This is a genomic window from Gordonia otitidis NBRC 100426 (assembly GCF_000248075.1).
In the GTDB taxonomy this organism is placed as follows: Bacteria; Actinomycetota; Actinomycetes; order Mycobacteriales; family Mycobacteriaceae; genus Gordonia; species Gordonia otitidis.
The window spans coordinates 21845-42116 of the sequence record NZ_BAFB01000128.1 but is presented as its reverse complement, the minus strand read 5'-3'; the positions used below and the strand labels follow the sequence as shown (position 1 = coordinate 42116).

Here is a 20272-nt window from a genome sequence, read left to right as displayed (position 1 = left end):
GGGAGATCCGGGCGATCACCTGGGGCGTCGATCCCGACCTCGCGCTGGCCACGATCGACCGCATGCGCGATGTCGCCGAGAGCGAAGCGCCGGCCAGCAAGTCGGCGGAGCGATCATCGCAGCGTGATGCATCGGCGCAGGCAATCAGGGAGATGTTGGCGGCCGACGCCGAGGCTTCCGCCCAGTTCGAGGCGGTGCTCAATGCGTCGGCGCTGTGGATGCGCGGTCGTGAACGCGGACGCACCACGGCCGCGATGCTGATGCACGAACTCCGGCTGTGCGCCAACGAACTCGGCAGGCGATATGCGGAGAAGGGTGCCCTAGCGTCGCCGCGGCAGATCTACATGCTGTTCGACAGCGAGCTCGACGACTTCCTGAACAACCCGGAGAACTACACGGACACGGTTGCCGACCGCGAGCGAAGCTACCTCGACTTGTTCGACCGCACACCGCCATTCGTCGTCGATGGCACGCCTCCGCCCGTCACGGAGTGGGCTCTGCGCGCCGATCGGACGGCACAGGTAGCGTCGCAAGGCGACGTCATCTCGGGCGTGCCCGCATGCGGCGGAACGGCGACCGGCCGCGTGCGCGTGATCACCAGCCCCGACGACCCGTCCGCTCTCGAGCCGGGAGACATCCTGGTTGCTCCGATCACCGATCCCTCCTGGACCCCGCTGTTCGTCGCGGCGTCAGCCGTGATCGTCGACGTCGGTGCACCCTTCTCACACGCAGCCATCGTGAGTCGTGAGCTGGGTATCCCGTGCGTCGTATCGGCCACAGACGCGACGAAGCGCATCGCCGATGGTGCGACCGTCGAGGTGAACGGCACTGCAGGAACCGTCACCATCCTGTAGCGCACAGTCTTCGCTCGGGCCCGGAAGCCTGCGATGGCCCGGGCCCGAGCGAATCCAGGGCGCAGACTCCACGTGCCGTAAACCTTTGAAATACATCAGGTTCCACTCACAGATCGGGTCCGCGCAGTACGCGTGCCAGCGCCCATCGTCTCGCACACCCACGAGGAGCCCTCATGCATGCTTCCACAATCAGTTCTGACGGGCCTACCGCGCAGAGCAAGGTGGCTCATGTCTGAGACTGTTGTCGGGCTTCACACGCCGCGGGATCCGCGAATCGGAACCGACAGACTGGGATTCTATGCGCTCGGTGGACACGTCGAGAGCCCTCGACAGATGCTCGACGAGCTGGCGCTCGCGGAGGAGATAGGCCTCGGCCAGGCGTTCATCTCTGAGCGGCTCAATGTCAAAGAGGCGTGTGCACTGTCGGGAGCTGCGGGAGCAGTCACCGACACGATAGGCATCACGACCGCTGCGACGAACATCAACACCCGTCATCCAGCGATCACCGCGGCCTTCGCGACCACCATGCACCGCCTCACCGGCGGGCGGTTCACCCTGGGTGTAGGCAGGGGTCTGCGCCCACAGATCGCTGCCATGGGCCTGCCACAGACGACCACCGCCGAACTGGAAGAGTTCGCGCACCTCATGCGTCGGCTCTGGCACGGTGAAACCGTGCTCGACTACGAGGGCAGGTTGGGCAACTTCCCAGCGCTCAAGCTCGATCCCGGATTCCATGAGGACATCCCGCTGGCGACAACAGCATTCGGCCCCGCCACCCTGGCGATGGCCGGACGCGCATACGACGTGGTGGTTCTCCACACCTTCTTCGCCGACGACACCGTTGTGCGTGCGGTGGACACCGTCCGGACCGCAGCTGAGCAGGCGGGTCGCGACCCACGCTCGGTCACGATCTGGTCGTGCTACGCGACGGTCACCGACGAGGTGGACGACCAGACGTTCATCAAAAAGACCGTCGGAAGGCTCGCGACCTATCTACAGGTGTACGGAGACCTCCTCGTGAAGACCAACAACTGGGATCCTGCGCTGCTGGAACGTTTCCGATCCTCGAATGTGGTGTCAGGTCTCGACGGCTGGGCCGACGCCGTTGGCGATCAGGAGACGCTCGAGCGACTTCGCGAAGTGCTGCCTGCGGAATGGCTGGACTGCGCTGCCACCGGCTCGCCCACACGCTGCGCCGAACTCGTACGTCGTCAGTTCGACCTCGGCGTCGACGGTGTGATCATGCATGGGGCGACTCCTAGTGAACTCGTGTCGACCACAGCTGCTTTCGAGGAGATCGAGGAAGATGCTCGAGCGGGGTCGTCACCGTGCAGCGAGGTGCACCGCGCGTAGGTCTGCCGTTATTCGCCCCCGATCCGAGACCGGAACACCGCGTCCCGGCAAACCGCTAGAAGCTGGGCGGCGTGCTCACGAACAAGAAGACCGTCTCGGCGTCGGAGTCGTTGTGCCAGCGGTGTGTTGCCGTGGCGGCGTAGTGGATGGTGTCACCGGGATGCAGAAGGTAGTCGCGTCCCTCGATGCTCATGCGGAGTTCACCCGAGATGACGTAGACGAACTCCTCTCCTGCGTGCGAGGTGGCCGCCTCGGATTCGGAGCGCGGTCCCGCAGTTACTTCGTTGCAGTCGAGGAGCCGTCTGCCGGTGATACAGAATCGGACACGTGCATCCGTCCCGAGGCTGTACCCGTTGGTCTCCCCGGCACGCGACACCACGGTTGGCAGCCTGTTGCTCTGTTCGAGCAGGGCGTGCGCGGTCGTTCCCAAGGTCTGGGCGATCTTGTGGAGGTTGATGACACTCGGCGTCGTGTTGCCGTTCTCGATCTGACTGAGGAAGGGCTGTGACAGTTCGGTCGACCTGGCCACCTCGGACATCGTCAGTCCCAGGCCCTTTCGCGTCTCTCTGATTGCTGCGCCGAGCGCGCGGGCGATCTGGGCCTGGTCGTCGTCCACGTCTGCAAGGTAGCAGGCCTGCCACAGCGTCTCGGCGCTGTGTCTGGGCGCGAGGATCCGTCAGAGTGACCGGCGCAATGGGCGCGGTTAACGCAGGCGTAACAGATCGAAACCGTGCCGCAACACTATCGACACAGCTAATAAAAGATTAATCAGGATTATATGTAGTGCAGCTCGCGCCTTGCAGTATGCCATCGCCTCGGCGGCTTCACCACGCCTAGAGGCGATCTCTCACAACATCACGAGGAACCGTTTCACCATGTCAACCACACAAGCCGACAGCACCGCGTTCGAGGTGCCAGTCATCGACATCAGCCCGTACACCGGCAACGGCACGGCCGAAGACCGTGCCCGGGTCGCAGACGAGATGGATCGCGCGTGCTCCACGGTGGGATTCGTGCAGGTCCTCGGCCATGCGGTCCCCGACGACGTCTGGCGCGGCTTGGGCGAGGCGGTCGACGACTTCTTCGGTCAGTCGCTCGAGGAGAAGAAAACCTATGTGGCACAGGGGAACCGAGGCTACTCGCCGCCCAAGAGCGAGTCTCTGAGCCTCAGCTTGGGTATCGAGGCGGCCAGCCGGATGAACGACTTCTTCGAGGCATTCAACGTCGGCACGGAGGCGCGGTCTTTTGCCGGACTCGACCTCTCCGAGGACGACTACGGGATCAACGTCTGGCCTGATCTCGACGGCTTCCGGCCCAAGGTCGAGGAGTACTACGCGCACGCTGCGCGGGTCGCGCGGGTGCTGACCAGCGTTTTTGCCGACGCCTTGTCGCTGCCGTCGGACTTCTTCGAGTATCTGACCGACCATTCGGTCGACGTGCTGCGCATGAACAACTACGCGCTGCCCGAGGGCACGGTGACCCTCGACGGCGATCTGACCGGAATGGGTGAGCACACCGACTTCGGGCTGGTCACGGTTCTGTGGGCGGATCAAGTCGCAGGCCTACAGGTGCTCGGTCGCGATGGCGTGTGGCACGACGTCTCGCCCATCGACGGTGCGCTGCTGATCAATCTCGGCGACCTGACCGCCCGGCTCACCAACGATCGCTGGATGTCGACGCTGCACCGCGTGAAGCCGCCGATCGTCAACGGGACGATCCAACGCCGCCGATCTGTCGCCTTCTTCCACGACGGAAACATCGACGCCACGATCGAGACGCTGCCCAGCCATCTCGAATCCGACAATGGTCTGGCATACGAGCCGATCACAGTCCGCGAGCACATAGCCGCGAAGCTCGCAGGCTCCCGACAGGGCAAGGCCAACACGAGCGCCGTCCGCGAAGCAGCGCGCGTTCGTTCCGCAGCGGAAGCGGCGAGATGACCGAGCCCGCTGCAGTGCCCACGCCCGACGACGGGGGCTCGCCCACCATCGTTCTGATCCACGGCGCGTGGGCGGGCACCTGGGTGTGGGATCGACTTCTCGAACCGTTGGACCTGGCCGGAATGCGGCCTCTCCCGGTACGGCTGCCCGGCGTCGGTCCTACGTTGGACAGACCCGCAAGCCTCGGCGACGTCGTCGACGAGGTGCTGCGTCAGATCGACGACGTGGACGGACCACTGCTGCTCGTCGGTCATTCGGGAGGGGGAGTCGTTGCAACCCAGGTGGCCGAGCGCATCAGCGAACGGGTCTGCGGTGTCGCCTACATCGCCGGAATGATGCTGCCCTCCGACTGGAACTTCGGCGACCTGTGCGACGCGGCGGGGCTGCGCCCACCCGTCGGTATCGCCGCATTCCTCACGGTCAGCGACGACGGTGAGACGACGTCCGTACCGCCGGAGGCCGCGGCCAGCGTGTTCTTCCAGAAGGCGGACCCGGCCGACGCCATCGCGGCGTCGAGATCTCTGTGTCCGCAACGGGAATCGGGACGCCTCATCGCCCCGCACTGGACCGCGGAGCGATTCGGACGAATCCCGAGACTCTATGTCGAGGCCACCGACGACCGTTCGGTCCCAGTGGCCGCACAACGGCGAATGCAGCAACTCGTTCCCGGCGCGGAAGTCATCACCCTCGGCAGCGACCACGCACCGCAGCTGTCCGAACCGGCGTCCGTGGTGCGCGCGATCACGGAGTTCGCGCGCAAAGCTACAGCAACGTGCTTTCCTCAAGGTTGCGGCGGATGAGCAGTTCGTCAAGCAGCAGAGTCAACGATGCCTGTGATGTCGACGCTGAGAAGGTGCACCGCTGAGTGTCGGTCGGCAGCCCCCCGAAGTAGTAGTAGCTTCCAGCGGGCTGTGCTCGATGGATCTGACGGCGTCAGAGGAATGAATCGTCGCCGCTGAGTCCATAGCGCGGGTGGCCGCCGATGACGATGGACTCGAAGATTCCGTAGCCAGTCGCGTCGCCCTCTGAGCAGCGGATCACGCAATCGCGCAGCTGATGCACCTCGAGAAGCGTGTCCCGCTCGGTCATGTCCTCGTAGCGTTCACCGGAGGTGTAGTCGTTGCCGTGCCACTGACCGTGTCTATCGCCCTTGAATCCGAAGTAGTTCGCGGTGCCAAGATGGAATCCGGTGTCTGACACCGGCTCGATCTCGATCACCCGTCGATCCCCCCCAACCTGCATCGAAAGTGATGGTCCCGCCGAGGAGTCGCCTGGTCTGAACGTCGTACTTCAGATCGTCTGCGATGCCATACAACGATTGCTGACTTCCGTCTGCGTGGTTGAGGAAGCCCGAGAAGTAGTGCACCTCTCCGTCGACCCATTGCAGATAGTGGTGGATCTCGTACGGATCGCTTCCGTCTGCCGGTTCGAAGTACATGGGGCTCCAGGTCAGGATGAAGTTCTGGTTCATGCGGTCAGGGGCTTTCACATCAGGCGCGGGGGAGCCTACATCCATTCGTACGCCCCACGACCGGTCGCGGTAACCGAGCCATGTCTCGTCGGTGATGTCGGTACGTTTGCCGTCGACTTCGACCCAGCCCGACACTGTTCCGAGCTGGTGGAAACGGCGAAGGTCAGACGCTACGCGGAAACCGTCGCTGCCGCGCTGAGCATCTTTACGCTCGAGAAAGGGCGCCATGATCGGAGTGAACACGACGTCAAAACTCAGGGGTTGCACGTCGTTTTCGCGGAGGGTGCACCGTAGAGCCCGCATCGGCTCGATGATCTCATAATCAATTGGTCCTACGCCCAGACGTTCGGGATCATCGTCGTACTCGCGACTTGCGCGGACGGTGATTTGCTCGACACCCCGCGAGATCCCGGCGAAGCCATCGAACACGTTGCGGTTGATGTATTTTCCCAGACCGAAGTCGATCTGCAGCGAGCCGTCACGTGCGAACATCGAGAGCCAGACTTTCTCGGTCCACGAGTAGTCGGCTTGCGATACTGTAGCGAATGTTTCGGCGGTCTGGTGGATCAGAAACTCGTCCGAGGGGGTAACGAGCTGCATGTCTTGCTTCATGAGATACCTTTCCGAGCACACGGGAGTTCATATTGGTGTGCGCTTCGATTCGTGGAATGTGTTCAGTGCAGGGCAGTGAATGCGCTCGGTCTTGAGTGAGCGATCACGGAGCCACCAAAGAGGGCTCCGGCCTGGTCGTCGTCATCAAGTGGATCTGGATAAAGCGACATCGTCCGTTCGGAGATGGACCAGTCGATCTCGTCATCGATGCCAACCTGTTTTGCGAAAGGGCGCAACCCCCAGCTGTACATCCTGGTGGCGGAGAAGATCCGATCCTGCCGGTCCATACCGGTGAAATCCTGATAGAGCCGTAGGTGGTGTTGTGTGATCTCTTTCTCGAGATCACCCCATGCTGCGGACTCGAGGACGACGCTGCTTCCGTCTGCGCGCCACCCGATGACAGCTGCGTCGGTGACGGCACCGAGCAATTGATCAGGCTCGGTGAAAGTCGTTCCCCAGTCGTTGATCTCGAAATAGCCGAACGCTCTTCGTGGAAACCTCAGCGCCATGGTCACGCCGCTGAGTCGCAGATCGCAGTCTCGGGCCCACGGATAGGAGAACTGTCCGGAATCCAGAGACAGGAAGTCGCGAATCAGAATCGCGTGGTCGGGCCCATCTGCGTATGGCCCATTGTCACAGATTCCTACTCGGGAATCGGTGAAGTACATGAACCCGTATGCGGACAGCGTCGCGTTGAGTTGCTTAAGATCTCGACTCCCCGCATCGAAGAGTGGTCGTAGCTCAGCTCGTAGAGCGTCTACTTCGGGGGCTGGAAGGTAGCGATTTGTGAATCCCGCGTCCTTGTAGTCGAGTGTCCCGTCACCCCGGTATCCGAGCGAAAGACGTCGCCAGAAGTCGATCACAGTGCGAATATCGTCGATGTCCTCATCAGGGCGCAACCGACCGAGCGTGATGAGTTGCTCGCGACCGCAAAGGTAATGGTAGCCAACCATCCAGATCCACAATGGACTGATCAACCCCGGCCGGCGACGAAGTTCGGCGCCGATGTCCTCTGCTCGACGCTCCGCTTCGATGGCACGCACGCGAGGCGGGTACGTGTGGAAGTCCTCGATGGTCGACATGGCGATGTACGGCATCATCGGAAACAACTCAGACGTGAAGCCTGAGCGCCGCGTCATCTCGGGCTTGAACGATCGACCCATGTGGAGAATCAGGTCGTTGAGCCCTTCGTCGGTGAGTGGTTGCGCACACAAGCGGGCGACTGTGTCCGGACCGACGGATGACGGAAACGGTTTGCGCGCGATATCGTCTCCGACCGTCCTGATGTAGTTCCACCAGTCGGTCACCGCCGAACCTGACGTCCTCACGTCACGTGGTCCCTCGAGCTCGATTGGCGTATGGGTCACAGAGTCGTCGTTGGGTTCTCTGATTGCATGCTGCGCACCCGGGTCGTCGACACCGATGGTGTTCTCTTTGACCAGCGCTCCCTTTCCTAACGCATCCGAAGTCATGGTGACCTCTTCACCATTCTCAGGGATCCAGGAGCCGAGGTCGACGGATAGCAGGCACGGGACCTCGTACTCGCGGGACACGATCGCCAGATGCGAACGGGTAGTACCAGAGGTGCACACTATGCCGCGCAGTCGGCCGAGGATCGGGGACAAGAACGTGGTGCCGCCGGAATCGACGAGAGCGATGACGCCATCTAGATCGAGGTCGAAGGAGTCCAACACGTCCTGCGGGGTACGGAAGCGGCGGATGACGCCGTGTATCGGCGCGAATTCGTACGAACTGAACCCCACTCTGCGGACGGGAACGGTGGTGGTCACCGGGCACCTCCGATTGGGCGGAAGCAACTGTCCCGATCCGCGGGCACGAAGATCCCGCCGATGAGCGCGAGAGCTGTGTCGGGATCACTGAATCGCTCGTACGACGCGAGGATCGACGGACTGATCGACCAATCGATGTCGTCGTAGCATCCCGCAATCCGCGCCCACGCCTTGAGCTTCCAGCTGTACATCTCCGTGGCGTACAGATTGCGCAGTTCTGGGTCGGTCTCAGCCAGGCGGGCATACAGCGCGCGATGCGCCTTGCGGATGTGCGCTGTCATGTCGACGACGTCGTCGCGGCTCAGCGCGTGGAGTTCACCGGTGTCGTCGGTGGTGAACACACGGGCGGCGATCACGTCCGACAGGTAGTCGCTCGGGGTGAACCATGCCGTGCCCCACACGTTGTTGTCCATCGCCACCGTCGATGGCAGGCGGTAGGCAAGGACGAAGTTGTGATGGGGCAACGTATCTCGGATGCCGTCGAGCCACTCGAAGTCGCCGACACCGTCGCAGCACAGTTCGCGCAAGGCGAGAAACGTGCCGTCACCGAGGTCGTACGGGCCGGTGTCACAGACCGCGGTACGCGCATCGCAGTTCTCCAGGAAGGCGTACGCGGTCAGGCGCGCGGCGAACTTCCGCAGGGCGGTGGTGGTCTCTGCGTCGTTGGGTTCGAGCTGGGAGACGATCGACTCGAGGATGTCGCGATCGACGACGTGTGAACTGTTGGGCGGTGTGGCGTCCATGTTGTACAGCACGCCGTCGGTGCGCATGGCGATGGTCGCCCGACGCCAGAATCGGAGGACGTCGAGTTGTTCGTCGAGTCCGTCGGAGAGGGTGTTCTCGCCGAGGTCGACGTAGAGCTCACGTCCCGTCAGGTAGTGCAGTGGCATGGCAGCGAGGTTGATGAAGCTGCGCTTGGTTCCGATGGGAACGCTGTTGGCCACCAACTCTTCTGGCGACATCTTGTCGGTGATCACCCGGATACGTTCGGGAACCCGCAGGTAGTCCTCCATCATCGACATGATGATGTAGGTGTTCATGCCGAACAGTTCGGACTCGAAGACGGTCCGCCTGGAGAGCTCGGATTTGTATGCGCGGCCGCCTTCGCGGATGAGCTCGTTTCATTCCTCGAGCGTCGGCTCATAGTCCGGATCAGTCAGCAGGCGCTGGCTGTGGGCGACGGTCGGAGAGCTCACGCGATCACCGCCGGTGACTCGACGATGTCGATCGTGGCGGTCTCGGCGTCGGTGAGTCCGAGCGTCACCTGTGCGCCGGAGGGAACGTCCGCCGCCAATTGCGCTGCGAGGACACACGGAACCGCGGATTCGCGCGAGAGGATGGCGAGGTGTGACTCACGGCTTCCCGCGGTGCAGACGATGCCTTTGAGGTCGGGGAGGATGGGGGACAAGAAGGTCATGCCCCCCTTGTGGACGAAGGCGATCGTGTCCTCGAGGTCGTCGTCGTCGATGTCGAGGACGTCCGAGGTGTCTTCGAACCAACGGGCGGTACCCGAAAGATTGGCTGTAGCAAAGAGATTGACGCCGGTACCAGCGTGGTCGAGCGATGGTGACATGATGTGTCCTTGCCCTTTCTGCGAGCATTGGGTCTTCGCAGAATATGAACCAGATCACATCAACCGGCAGTCCACTTTGGGGGACAGAATTAGGCGAGCAACGTCGAATCCTGGGGATGCACCTCGTTCAGAGAGTGGCGTCCCGTGCGATGAGCGCCAGCTCCAGTCGTGACTGACAGCCGGTCTGGTGGAGGATTCGGGTGACGTACTTCTTCACCGAATCCTCTGCGATACACAGAATGTCGGCGATCTGCGCGTTGCTCTGACCGTCGGCGACGAGCTTCACCACTTCGCGTTGACGTCCCGTGAGGTTACGGACGGCCTGCAGTGCCGGCTCGATGGGTAGCCGCTTAGTCACCGGTGCGAGTTGCTGACCGACGAGACGCAGTACACCGATCTCGTGCGGTCCGAGGTCGGCCGCGTTCTTGCCGAACAGTCCGATGAGCGCGATGCGTCCACCCGCGAGCGGAAGACGCATTCCCGCAGCAGATCCGACATGCCAGCGCTCGTGCAGGAAGTGCCGGACGTATGCCTCCGACGACGACGGCAGACGGTGCTGGTTCTCGAGCTCGGCGAGTGACGCGACCGAGGAGGTCAACAGTTGTCGCACGGCGGGCGGAGACCCGAAGACGTCATGTGACGCCCAGCGCTCCTGATACTCGGGCAACATCTTCGCGGTCATGCCCGACGTCAGCGGTGTCGTGTCCTCGAACACGAGGTGAAAGGTCGACCCCGAGAAGAACGACACGTTGGAGACATCGAGATGCCGACACAGCGCCTCGACGAGGCCCTCGCGGAACTGGGCGAGTGTCGAGGCGTCGTGGCAACCCGAGATGATCTCGAACGCCTTGCGGTAGTCCTCGACGTCCAGGATCGCAGGCGGGGTCCAGGTGGAAGTGGTGATTGCCATGACGGTGACTCCTCGTGCCGAGCTGCTCGCGAAAGTGTCCCCCAATGTGGACTACATCACATGAAGCAGCGTCAATAGGTTTACATCACACCCGGCTCGTGCACCAGATACGGCCCTCTGACCAGGGCATATGGCGGCACGACTGTTGGGCGCGATGCTTCTCAGACCAAGGAGTCCCACCATGTCCGACTCGTCAACGATAGCCCCCAAGTGGGGAACGTCAGAGACCCTCCCACTGCCCAAGCGCTACAACGGTGCAATCCGGGAACTCACCGGAACCCGTACATCCAATGCGGACTTCGACTGGAAGCGCGACGTCTTCTCCGCTGACCTGTTCACGCTCGACGATGCGCGCGCCATCGAGCAGGACGCGCTCGACAGCGGGTATCGCTTCGAGTTCTCCGCGACGGCGTCCTTGGACTCCGAACCGGAGAAGTATCGGCGTCCCGAGGGCGGCGACAAGGGTTTCGTCGCCGACGAGGGCAGCAGTGATCAGTCGCTATCGGGGCGTGGCGACAACGTGCAGACCACGACTAGCAACACGGTGGGCATCGTCGCGCGCATCTCGCGGATCGAGCAGGTCATGGAGCTGCTGGCCAGCGGCGTGCCGGAGAACATTATCGCCGTCATCGACGATTCGGGCGGCACACTCACCGCGCCCATCCTCGAGGGCTTCCACGGTGTCATCTGTCTGGGCGGAACGGTGCGCTCGCACCTGGGCATCCTCGCCCGCGAGTACGGGGTGCCGACGCTGATGAACTGCCGAATCGACGGTCTCTCCGACGGTGACCGCGTTGAGATCGAGACGTCCGTGGCTCCGCCCGCCGCCGACGCATACGAGACCGGAGACACCGGCCACGCCCGCATCTGGAAACTCGACAAGTAGAAAGACCTGCCGACATGTCACGAGAGATCCGCTACACCGATCTGTTGGAATCGAACAGCTTCCTCCGCAATCTGAGCGACACCACCTACTGGCTGTGTATCACCCGCACGGTCCAGGAGTCGAAGCTCTTCCCGATGAACCCCTACATGCTGTTGAGCTATCTGAACAGCTTCTACCGCCTCCCCACCCAGCTGCGTGAGATCGAATCGGTTATTCCGGCAGAGGAACTCGGCGATCGGGTCCGAGAGGCCAGCTTCAAGGTCAACACCGTCAACGCCGCGTGGGGGATGCCCGCGTTCTACCTGCTCGGTCGGGAGATGTTGATGTCGTGGGGCCTGATCCGGCCGCAGGACGCCGCCGACGATGTCCTCGACGTCCTGGACTTCAGCAGGCGGTTCAACCTCTCCTACCACCGCAACGACGGTCATGTCAGCAACAAAGAGTTCGGTGATCGTTCGCAGTTCCTGCCCGAGCGCACCCTCGACGGATTCAACGACCAGCTGCACGGAGTGAGCAGCGGCGACCGTCTGCACACGGCGACGGTGAAACTGCTTGCCACACTGTCGCAGTACGCCTTCCTCGCGCACTGTGAGTGCCGGATCGGAATCCACAACAGCGGGCCGTACAACTTCGGCGACAATCGGCAACTGCTCGTCCGCGACTTCTTCGACCTTACCGAGGGCGACTACCCGTGGCTCGACGGAATCGCGGTCACGTTGCCGCACAACAACCTCACCATCCCGATCGTATTCTCCGACACGAACTTCCGTCTGGTGGACGACTGGGCATCGTTCGAGGCGGAGCCGAGTTACGACGCAGCGAACATCGCCGCCGTCGGTATGTACACCTCCGATCCGTTGACCGACGGCTACGTCCCGGTGGGCATGGAGAACGCCGAGGTCCTCGCGGAGACGATGGAGCACTACCGCGACATCCTCACCGAGGCGACCGCCGACCTGTGGAAGCGGATGGCCACGTGGAGTCGTGAGCAGATGATCGACGCGGGCGCACTGGTGTATTCGTCTGTCGGCAAGGATTTCGCCCATCTGGCAGGCACGTACCGGCAGAGCGATTGGTTCGACATTGACGAACGCGTGCAGCGGTTCAAGCCGCTGATGAACGACGAGTACGCCCGTGACTATCTCGCCGAGATGGTGGGACTCATCGGGTTCCCCCAGCAGAAGACCAACCGGTACTCGATGGCGCGCTACTCCAATCTCAACCAGAACATGATGAGCGGCATCCCCTACTCGGTGCTCGTCGACGACGATTTCGCGCCGACCGTCGGTGGCGAATTGCGCGGCGGGTCGACACTCGACGCGAAGAGTGCACTCTGGACCACCAGCGCCGGACGTATCGACATCGATGAATACAACCGTCGTGCACGAGGGTTCAGTCCCGTGGTGCACGACGAGAAGTTCCGCTATCTCGACGAGGAGTGGGTCAAGTGGAACCACGGTTCCCCCCTCGCCGACGAGTTGTACCGCGTCGGACGTCCGCACGCGTCGACCGAGGGTGCGCAGTGAGCGGACAGCACATGCAACTCGCCGATCTCATCAGCAGGGCTGCGCGCACCTTCGGTGACGCACCGGCACTGATCCAGGGTCGACGAAATATCAGCTTCGCCGAGTTCGACACGGTCACCGATCGTCTCGGTACCGCGCTGCTCGCACGAGGACTGGCGCCGGGCGATCACGTCGCGGTGTTGGTGCCCAACGGAATCGACGGTGTCGTGACGTACTACGCGCTGGCCAAGGCCGGACTGGTGCGGGTGCCACTCAATGCCCGAGAGACCGACGTCGAACTGGCCTACAAGATCGTCGACTCTGGCTCGCGTGCGCTGATCACCGACGGGCGGGTCCCCGAGCGAACTGACATCGTCATCGGGACAGACGAACTCGACACTATGATCGCGTCGGCGCCCGACGGGCCGTGCCGCGTGGTCCGCGATCCGGAGGCGCCGCTGCGACTGGCCTACACGGGCGGTACTACCGGCAAGCCCAAGGCCGTGATTCTCACGACGCGAAGCGAACTCGCCGAGGTGGCGAACTTCCTCGTCGACCTGCTCCCCAACCTTGGGCCCGACTCGGTGATGCTGCACGCTGCGCCGATCACGCACGGTAGTGGTGCATTCTTCCTGCCCCACCTGGTCAAGGGCGGCAGCAGCGTCATCCTCGACAGGTTCACGCCGCAGGGATTCGTCGACGCGGCAGTCGAGTACGGCGCGACGTCGACATTCATGGTGCCCACCATGATCGCGATGCTGATCGAGGACGCGGTGATCGACCGGGATCGACTGGGATTGACCCGCCTCTGCTACGGGGGCGCGCCGATCGCTCCGGCGCTCCTCAGACGTGGGATCGACAAGCTCGGACCGGTGTTCGCTCAGCTCTACGGACAGGCCGAGGCGCCACTGGCGATCACGTGCCTGCAGCCGCACGAGCACACGCCGGAGCGTCTCGCGTCGGCCGGGAAGGCCTACACGTTCGTCGAGGTCGATATCCGTGACGCGCAGGGAAACTCGCTCCCGGCAGGGGCCGCGGGCGAGGTGTGTACCAGAGGTCCGCACACCATGAGTGGCTACTGGCAGCGGCCCGAGGCGACCGCGGAGACGGTCGGCGCGGACGGGTGGCTACGCACCGGCGACATCGGACAACTCGACGACGACGGATATCTGTACCTGCTCGACCGACGTCATGACGTCATCATCAGCGGCGGGTTCAACGTCTATCCCCGGGAGGTCGAGGACGTACTGCTCACCCACCCCGCGGTGCGCGAGGCCGCGGTCGTCGGGGTCGACGACGAGCGGTGGGGCCAGCGAGTCAGCGCCGCGGTCGTGGTTCGCGAAGACGTGACCGAGCAGGAGATCGTCGACCACTGCAGCACGCAACTGGCCGGATTCAAACGACCCCGCCACATCGAGTTCTGGGACGAACTGCCGAAGAGTTCGGTCGGGAAGTCGTTGCGACGCACCGTCCGCGAGGCGATGGCGCATCACAAGGAGGTTGAAAATGCTTGACCCGAAAGATCTGACCCTGCACGGCCTCACGCTGAAGCAACTCGCGAGCGCCGAACAGCTCGTCGACATCATCGAGCAGGATGACGTGACGGTGTCGCAGAACCTGGAGGCCGCGGTCGCCGACGCCCAGGTGATGGCCGCACGAGGCTCATACATGATCACTCCCGCAGGCCGGGAACACCTCGACTCGGTGTATTCCGAGGCATTCGCCGAGCAGCGCAACGACGCCGAACTCGCTGCTGCCCTTGCGGACTTCGAGAAGGGCGTCAACAAGCAGATGCTCTCACTCATGACGTCGTGGCAGACCGTCACCGTCGATGGGGTGCAACAGCCGAACGATCATTCCGATGCCGACTACGACGACAAGGTCATCGACAGGCTCGCGCGTCTGCACGAACGCGCGGAATCGGTCCTGGCACCGTTCGCAGGCTCGGATCCGATCACGAAGCGGTTCGTCTCGAGGCTCGACGTCGCGCTGCAACGTGTCGACCGTGGCGACCGGGACTATGTCAGCAACGTGCGGCTCGATTCTTATCACACGGTCTGGTACCAGATGCACGAGCACCTGCTGCGCATGATGGGGCAGGAGCGGGAGGAATGACTGCACAGGTGACCAATCCGTCGGTGCTCCGCATCACCGAGCTCGACGACGAACCGGCGCGAGAACTGGTAGGTGGTAAGGCCTGGAGCCTGTGGCGCATGAGTGCACTCGGCCTGCGCGTACCGCCGGCCTTCGTCGTGACCACGACGTCGTGCGCCGACTACTTCGCCTCGGGCAAGCGACTGTCTGACGAACTCTTCGCCGAGATCGTAGAGGGGGTCTCCTATCTCGAGGATCGCACCGGACGTACCTTCGGCCGCGGTGAGCATCCGCTGCTGGTGTCGGTGCGCTCGGGTGCTGCGGTGTCGATGCCGGGGATGATGGACACGATCCTCAATCTCGGCATCAACCCGGACACCGAGAGCGCGCTTGCCGCGGAGACCTCGCACGCCGACTTCGCAGCCGACGTGCACCGCCGGTTCGTCGCCCTCTACGGAAAGCTCGTGTCGGGATGCGTCGAGGATCTCGAGGATTTGCCGGACACCGCAGCCGTAACGGCCGCCATCGCCGACGAGACCGGCGACACGATTCCAACCGATCCGATGACCGCGCTGCGCAAAGCCGTTGCTGCGGTGTTCGATTCCAGCCAATCACGTCGGGCGAAGGCCTACCGGGCGCACTACGGCATACCCGACGATATCGGCACCGCCGTGACGGTACAGGCGATGGTGTTCGGCAACCTCGACGAAAATTCTGGTACCGGTGTGCTGTTCACTCGCAATCCGCTCACGGGTGCCAAGGACCCATACGGCGAGTACCTACCCCGCGGGCAGGGCGAAGACGTCGTCTCCGGGCGCGTCACGCCGCAGCCATTGGCGTGGCTGGCGAGCAATCGCGCGTACCTGCACGACGAGCTCATCGCCGCAGCAGATCTACTTGACCGCGAGGGCGCCGACGCGCAGGACATCGAGTTCACCGTGCAGCACGGCGAGCTCTACCTGCTGCAGTCGAGGCCGGCCAAGCGCACCGCGAGGGCCGCGGTCCGTATCGCAGCGGCGCTGGTCGGCGAGAACGCCATTGAGGAGGCAACAGCCTGCTCGCGTGTCACCGCCGATCAGGTCCGACACCTGCTGAGGCCGAGTATCGATGCCGATGCGGTGGGTGACACGCAACCACTGGCCACTGGGGTCTCGGCGAGTCCGGGATACGCCGTGGGACGAGTCGTACTCACTGCGGATGAGGCACAACGGAATCCGGGATCGATTCTCGTGCGTGAATCGACGAGTCCGGAGGACGTACACGGCATGATCGCCGCCTCGGCGGTTGTCACCGAGCACGGTGGTGCCACATCGCATGCGGCGGTGGTCAGTAGGGCGCTCGATACGCCCTGCGTCGTGGGTTGCGGTGCGGGAACCGCGCCAGCACTCGCCGGCCGCATCGTTACGGTCGACGCCACCGGCGCCCGCATATTCGACGGTGAGATCGGCGGAAGGGCGACACGAGTCGACGACGACGCCGATCTCGCAGCACTGGCACGCTGGGCCGCCGCGATCGCCCCGCTCCGGGCGGTGTCCGAAACCGCGCAGGGTGTCGAGGTGTTCGACGCGGACGCCGCGATCGCCGCGTCCGGCGGGGAGACCGTAGAGATTCCCGAGAACTGCCGCGTCGTGACGGGCGCGTACTTCGAGACCGACGCCGGGGTATCCGCAGCACTCGACGCTGGTGTCGAGGTGATCGTGACGACCACACCGCTGCCGGTACTTCTCGCCGCGGTGGCACACCGAAAGGCTGACCGATGAGTGAGCAGGCCGCAACAGCCGAACAGTCGATTTCGGGAACACCGCGACTCGGGCCCGATGACATCAACGAGATCCTGCGCACCTTCGCTGCGTCGGGATGGGCGGGAATGCGCCTCGACGTCGGCGATGTCACGATCGCCGTCGGCAAGGACGGCCCACCTCCGGAATCCGCCGGCACGCAACCGCGCGATGCCGCAGCCCCACCAGCCCCGGTGCCGTCGCAGGTCGCTCCCACGGCGGCACCGTTCACCACCACCGCGCGTGCCGTTGCAGCTCCGACCGCACCCACACCCGTCACACCGGGTCCGAGAGTGCCGAACTCGACCGGCGAGGTCGAACTCGACGAGACCGGGCTGATCAGCGTGACCTCGCCGACGGTCGGTGCGTTCTGGGTCGCTCCCGATCCTGGGTCGCCGCCGTTCGTCGCCGTGGGTGACACGGTGTCAGCGGGTGATCAGCTCGGCATCGTCGAGGTGATGAAACTGATGAATCCGGTCGTGACCGATGTCTCCGGCGAGGTGGTGGCCATCCGTGCCGCCAACGCCGACATGGTGGAGTTCGGTCAGACGCTCTTCCTCATCCGGCCCCATGAGTAGTCCACAGGCGCTGCAAGATCGTCGTGTCACCGCGCAGGCCCGAACGCCGGTCGGTGCACTGATTCGGCGTGTGCTCGTCGCCAATCGTGGCGAGATAGCCGTGCGGGTCGTGCGTGCGTGCCGTGCGCTGGGGATCGAGAGCGTCGTGGTGACCTCGGAGGCCGATCGCGACACGATGGCTCCGGAAATGGCCGATCGCGCAATCTGCATCGGACCCGCCGCGGCGTCGGCGAGTTATCTGAACGCCGATGCCGTACTCGCGGCGGCTCTCGGGACCGGCTGTGACGCCATCCATCCCGGATACGGTTTCCTCTCGGAGAATCCTGATTTCGCACGACGCTGCGTCGAGGAGGGACTCGTCTTCATCGGGCCCCGCCCCGCCATCGTTGCGGGGACCGGCGACAAGGCCCAGGCACGCGAGATCGCGAGGGAAGCAGGCGTTCCGGTCTTATCCGGTTCCGACATCACCGCGAGTCCGGACGAGGCAATCGCGGCCGCTGCGACCATCGGCTACCCCGTCCTGATCAAGGCTGTTGCCGGTGGCGGTGGACGTGGCATGTCGGTGGTCGCAGACGACTTCGAACTACGTCGCCGACTGCCCATCGCGATCGCGGAGGCTACCGCCGCGTTCGGTGACGGGCGGATCTACGTAGAACGGTTCATCGGGCGTGCGCGTCACATCGAGGTACAGGTCATCGGTGACAAACACGGATCGGTGGTGCATGTCGGCGAGCGGGACTGCAGCGCGCAGCGGCGTCATCAGAAGGTGATCGAGGAGTCTCCGGCGCCGGCGCTTCCGGCTAGAACGCGTGCCGAGATTCACGCCGCCGCAGTACGATTCGCGCAGGCGATCGACCTCGACAGTGCGGGTACCGTCGAGTTCGTCTACGACACCGACACCGATGTGTTCGCGTTCCTCGAGTTCAACGCGCGCATCCAGGTGGAGCACCCCGTGAGTGAACTGGTGTCGGGAATCGACCTCGTCGCCGAGCAAATACGGGTGGCTGCCGGACTACCGCTGTCCTTCGGGCAGGACGACGTTCGTGTCGCAGGACACGCAGTGGAGGCACGGGTGATGGCCGAGTCACCCGAGCGCGGCTTCATCCCGATGCCCGGCACGGTCCGGACGTGGGCGCCACCGTCGGGGATCGGTATCCGCGTCGACTCCCACTGCCGTGCGGGCACGGTCATCAGCCCGTACTACGACTCGATGATCGCCAAGGTGATCGCCTACGGACCCACCCGCGATACAGCACTCAGCCGACTCGACGCCGCACTTGCGGAGTTGCACGTTGACGGGGTCACCACCACCGTCGACTTCAGTCGATTCCTGTTGAACGCCAGTATTTTCCGCGACGGACTGATGACGACCCGCTGGATAGACCAGACGGGTGCCGACGAGTTCCGCGCCACTCGTGAGGAGACGAGATGAGTAGTTACCTCGACTCTGCCGACCGTTCCGTCGGCGGCAAGCGAACGATCGACATCGTCGACCAGACACTGCGCGACGGGCCGCAGAGCTGGTGGGGGATGCGCATGACCAAGTCGATCGGCCTGCCGATCGCCGCCGAACTCGATCGCACCGGGTTTCGCACGATCGACCTGGTGGGGAGTTCGATCTTCGAGGTCCTGGTGCGGCACTGCAAGGAGGACCCCTGGGATCAGTTGATCTCGCTGTCGAAGGCCATGCCGCACACCACGGTGCGCGCAGGTACTCGAAGCAACGGCATCGTCACCTTCGGCCTGACCGCTGACAGCGTGATGGATCTCTGGGTTGAGCGACTCTGCGCGCACGGCATCGGCAGCTTTTGGATCTACGACGGTCTGTTCAACACCGACAAGATCGGCCGCTTGGTCAAGGTGGCGCAATCCAATGGTGCCCAGGCACTTCCGTGCATCCTCTACGCCGATAGCCCGTACCACACCGACGAGTACTACGCTGCACGCACGCGTGAACTCGTCGCACTCGGAGCCGATGGCATCGAACTCGAGGACGCAGCAGGCCTGTTGACGCCTGAGCGCACTCGCACCCTCATTGCGGCGATCAAGGCGGAGGCCGGCGATCTCCCCGTCGAGGCGCACTTTCATTCGAACAACGCCCTGTCACCGATGAACTACCTCGAAGCGGTACTGGCCGGTGCCGACCGGGTACACAGCGCGAGCAGACCGCTGGCGGCAGGGGTGTCATTGCCCTCGACGGAGAACACTGTCGCCAACCTGCGTTACGCAGGATTCGATGTCGATATCGACGACTCACGGTTGGAACCGGTCGAGAAGCATCTGGTCAACGTCGCGGGTCTCGACGACCTGCCGGTGGGGGCACCCGTCGAGTTCTCGCTCTACCAGTACCGTCACCAACTTCCGGGGGGCATGGCCGGCACCTTCAAAGCACAGCTGCGCGACCGCGGAATGGAGGACCGGTTCGAGGAGGTGCTCGACGAAATGTCCACGATCCGCAAGGAACTCGGATATCCGGTCATGGCCACCCCGTTCTCGCAGCTCGTCGGCACTCAGGCGGTGCTGAACGTGGTGACCGGAAACCGTTATTCGGTGGTCCCCGACGAGGTATTGCTCTACGCCAACGGCTTCTACGGCGACTCGGTGGCGCCGATCGATGAGAATGTTCTGGACAAGATCATGGACTCCCCGAAGGCGAAGACCTACCGCGATTGGGAACCGCCCCAACCGGAGCTGTCCGAACTGCGGAAAAAGTTCGGCAAGGACATCTCCGACGACGAGCTGATACTCCGACTTCTCGTGCCCGAGCACGACATCGACGTGATGCGCGCAACGCCGCAGCGCACCGTCGATTACGGGCTGAGCAGCAGGGAGGTCGCGAATATCAAGAAGCTCATCGCCACATCGGTCGGCGCGTATCTGCACATCGAATCCGGCGGGTTCGAGCTGACGCTTCACGGAGACCACTGA

At 63.6% G+C, this 20272-nt stretch carries 19 protein-coding genes; 12 read left to right on the top strand and 7 right to left on the bottom strand.

Annotated features, from left to right (window positions below; all coding sequences use genetic code 11):
* Nucleotides 1-854 (top strand): PEP-utilizing enzyme (locus GOOTI_RS13335; RefSeq protein ID WP_007239125.1); only part of this gene is annotated, 854 nt, incomplete at its 5' end.
* 228 nt (nt 855-1082) lie between these two features.
* Nucleotides 1083-2207, top strand: coding sequence for a TIGR03857 family LLM class F420-dependent oxidoreductase (locus GOOTI_RS13330; RefSeq protein WP_007239124.1), 1125 nt, complete (start codon nt 1083-1085; stop codon nt 2205-2207).
* Nucleotides 2208-2262: 55 nt separating this feature from the next.
* Here GOOTI_RS13330 and GOOTI_RS13325 read toward each other — a convergent pair whose 3' ends face one another.
* Complete coding sequence (locus GOOTI_RS13325; RefSeq protein WP_007239123.1) at nt 2263-2823, bottom strand: helix-turn-helix domain-containing protein; 561 nt, start codon at nt 2821-2823, stop codon at nt 2263-2265.
* 259 nt (nt 2824-3082) lie between these two features.
* Between GOOTI_RS13325 and GOOTI_RS13320 the strand changes: the two genes are divergently transcribed.
* Nucleotides 3083-4147 (top strand): isopenicillin N synthase family dioxygenase, encoded by a 1065-nt coding sequence (locus GOOTI_RS13320; RefSeq protein WP_007239122.1) that lies wholly within the window; start codon nt 3083-3085, stop codon nt 4145-4147.
* A complete protein-coding gene (locus tag GOOTI_RS13315; protein WP_007239121.1) occupies nt 4144-4947 on the top strand; it encodes an alpha/beta fold hydrolase in 804 nt (267 codons plus the stop codon). The genes GOOTI_RS13320 and GOOTI_RS13315 overlap by 4 nt, the downstream gene beginning before the upstream one ends.
* A 133-nt stretch (nt 4948-5080) precedes the next feature.
* Here GOOTI_RS13315 and GOOTI_RS27375 read toward each other — a convergent pair whose 3' ends face one another.
* The 6 genes from GOOTI_RS27375 to GOOTI_RS13290 all read right to left on the bottom strand — a co-directional run bounded on the left by GOOTI_RS27375 (nt 5081) and on the right by GOOTI_RS13290 (nt 10503).
* Entirely contained in the window at nt 5081-5389 is a 309-nt protein-coding gene (locus GOOTI_RS27375; protein WP_505674645.1) for an Rv3169 family protein, read from the bottom strand.
* Nucleotides 5289-6230, bottom strand: coding sequence for an Rv3169 family protein (locus tag GOOTI_RS13310; protein ID WP_007239119.1), 942 nt, complete (start codon nt 6228-6230; stop codon nt 5289-5291). The genes GOOTI_RS27375 and GOOTI_RS13310 overlap by 101 nt, the downstream gene beginning before the upstream one ends.
* A gap of 62 nt (nt 6231-6292) precedes the next feature.
* The gene (locus GOOTI_RS13305; protein WP_007239118.1) at nt 6293-8020 is read right to left on the bottom strand and encodes a PEP-utilizing enzyme; all 1728 of its coding nucleotides are present in this window, start codon (nt 8018-8020) and stop codon (nt 6293-6295) included.
* Nucleotides 8017-9060, bottom strand: coding sequence for a hypothetical protein (locus tag GOOTI_RS13300; protein ID WP_007239117.1), 1044 nt, complete (start codon nt 9058-9060; stop codon nt 8017-8019). Before GOOTI_RS13300 ends, GOOTI_RS13305 begins: the two co-directional genes overlap by 4 nt.
* Before the next feature lie 152 nt (nt 9061-9212).
* Nucleotides 9213-9593: a PEP-utilizing enzyme gene (locus tag GOOTI_RS13295; RefSeq protein ID WP_007239116.1), complete on the bottom strand. Its 381-nt coding sequence runs from the start codon at nt 9591-9593 to the stop codon at nt 9213-9215.
* A 127-nt stretch (nt 9594-9720) separates the two neighbouring features.
* A complete protein-coding gene (locus GOOTI_RS13290; RefSeq protein WP_007239115.1) occupies nt 9721-10503 on the bottom strand; it encodes a helix-turn-helix transcriptional regulator in 783 nt (260 codons plus the stop codon).
* A 181-nt stretch (nt 10504-10684) separates the two neighbouring features.
* On the opposite strand from GOOTI_RS13290, the gene GOOTI_RS13285 reads away from it, so the two are divergent.
* From GOOTI_RS13285 to GOOTI_RS13250, 8 genes are read left to right on the top strand one after another with little or no spacing between them, the layout of a single operon-like run.
* Nucleotides 10685-11389, top strand: coding sequence for a PEP-utilizing enzyme (locus GOOTI_RS13285; RefSeq protein WP_007239114.1), 705 nt, complete (start codon nt 10685-10687; stop codon nt 11387-11389).
* 14 nt (nt 11390-11403) lie between these two features.
* Entirely contained in the window at nt 11404-12915 is a 1512-nt protein-coding gene (locus GOOTI_RS13280; protein WP_007239113.1) for a hypothetical protein, read from the top strand.
* Nucleotides 12912-14408: an AMP-binding protein gene (locus tag GOOTI_RS13275; RefSeq protein WP_007239112.1), complete on the top strand. Its 1497-nt coding sequence runs from the start codon at nt 12912-12914 to the stop codon at nt 14406-14408. Before GOOTI_RS13280 ends, GOOTI_RS13275 begins: the two co-directional genes overlap by 4 nt.
* On the top strand, nt 14401-15009 hold the full coding sequence (locus GOOTI_RS13270; RefSeq protein ID WP_007239111.1) for a hypothetical protein: 609 nt from the start codon (nt 14401-14403) through the stop codon (nt 15007-15009). Before GOOTI_RS13275 ends, GOOTI_RS13270 begins: the two co-directional genes overlap by 8 nt.
* Complete coding sequence (locus GOOTI_RS13265) at nt 15006-16748, top strand: pyruvate, phosphate dikinase (protein ID WP_007239110.1); 1743 nt, start codon at nt 15006-15008, stop codon at nt 16746-16748. Before GOOTI_RS13270 ends, GOOTI_RS13265 begins: the two co-directional genes overlap by 4 nt.
* Nucleotides 16745-17344 carry an acetyl-CoA carboxylase biotin carboxyl carrier protein gene (locus GOOTI_RS13260; RefSeq protein ID WP_007239109.1) on the top strand — a complete coding sequence of 200 codons (600 nt, stop codon included), beginning with the start codon at nt 16745-16747 and terminating at the stop codon, nt 17342-17344. The genes GOOTI_RS13265 and GOOTI_RS13260 overlap by 4 nt, the downstream gene beginning before the upstream one ends.
* The gene (locus tag GOOTI_RS13255; RefSeq protein ID WP_083835916.1) at nt 17337-18776 is read left to right on the top strand and encodes an acetyl-CoA carboxylase biotin carboxylase subunit; all 1440 of its coding nucleotides are present in this window, start codon (nt 17337-17339) and stop codon (nt 18774-18776) included. Before GOOTI_RS13260 ends, GOOTI_RS13255 begins: the two co-directional genes overlap by 8 nt.
* Nucleotides 18773-20272 carry a hydroxymethylglutaryl-CoA lyase-like TIM-barrel protein gene (locus tag GOOTI_RS13250; protein WP_007239107.1) on the top strand — a complete coding sequence of 500 codons (1500 nt, stop codon included), beginning with the start codon at nt 18773-18775 and terminating at the stop codon, nt 20270-20272. Before GOOTI_RS13255 ends, GOOTI_RS13250 begins: the two co-directional genes overlap by 4 nt.

Coding starts and splice junctions, on each gene's coding strand:
- GOOTI_RS13270 (WP_007239111.1), top strand. CDS start 14,401: ATGCTTGACCCGAAAGATCTGACCCTGCACGGCCTCACGCTGAAGCAA.
- GOOTI_RS13320 (WP_007239122.1), top strand. CDS start 3,083: ATGTCAACCACACAAGCCGACAGCACCGCGTTCGAGGTGCCAGTCATC.
- GOOTI_RS27375 (WP_505674645.1), bottom strand. CDS start 5,389: ATGCAGGTTGGGGGGGATCGACGGGTGATCGAGATCGAGCCGGTGTCA.
- GOOTI_RS13260 (WP_007239109.1), top strand. CDS start 16,745: ATGAGTGAGCAGGCCGCAACAGCCGAACAGTCGATTTCGGGAACACCG.
- GOOTI_RS13265 (WP_007239110.1), top strand. CDS start 15,006: ATGACTGCACAGGTGACCAATCCGTCGGTGCTCCGCATCACCGAGCTC.
- GOOTI_RS13330 (WP_007239124.1), top strand. CDS start 1,083: ATGTCTGAGACTGTTGTCGGGCTTCACACGCCGCGGGATCCGCGAATC.
- GOOTI_RS13315 (WP_007239121.1), top strand. CDS start 4,144: ATGACCGAGCCCGCTGCAGTGCCCACGCCCGACGACGGGGGCTCGCCC.
- GOOTI_RS13285 (WP_007239114.1), top strand. CDS start 10,685: ATGTCCGACTCGTCAACGATAGCCCCCAAGTGGGGAACGTCAGAGACC.
- GOOTI_RS13255 (WP_083835916.1), top strand. CDS start 17,337: ATGAGTAGTCCACAGGCGCTGCAAGATCGTCGTGTCACCGCGCAGGCC.
- GOOTI_RS13250 (WP_007239107.1), top strand. CDS start 18,773: ATGAGTAGTTACCTCGACTCTGCCGACCGTTCCGTCGGCGGCAAGCGA.
- GOOTI_RS13280 (WP_007239113.1), top strand. CDS start 11,404: ATGTCACGAGAGATCCGCTACACCGATCTGTTGGAATCGAACAGCTTC.
- GOOTI_RS13300 (WP_007239117.1), bottom strand. CDS start 9,060: ATGAACACCTACATCATCATGTCGATGATGGAGGACTACCTGCGGGTT.
- GOOTI_RS13310 (WP_007239119.1), bottom strand. CDS start 6,230: ATGAAGCAAGACATGCAGCTCGTTACCCCCTCGGACGAGTTTCTGATC.
- GOOTI_RS13290 (WP_007239115.1), bottom strand. CDS start 10,503: ATGGCAATCACCACTTCCACCTGGACCCCGCCTGCGATCCTGGACGTC.
- GOOTI_RS13295 (WP_007239116.1), bottom strand. CDS start 9,593: ATGTCACCATCGCTCGACCACGCTGGTACCGGCGTCAATCTCTTTGCT.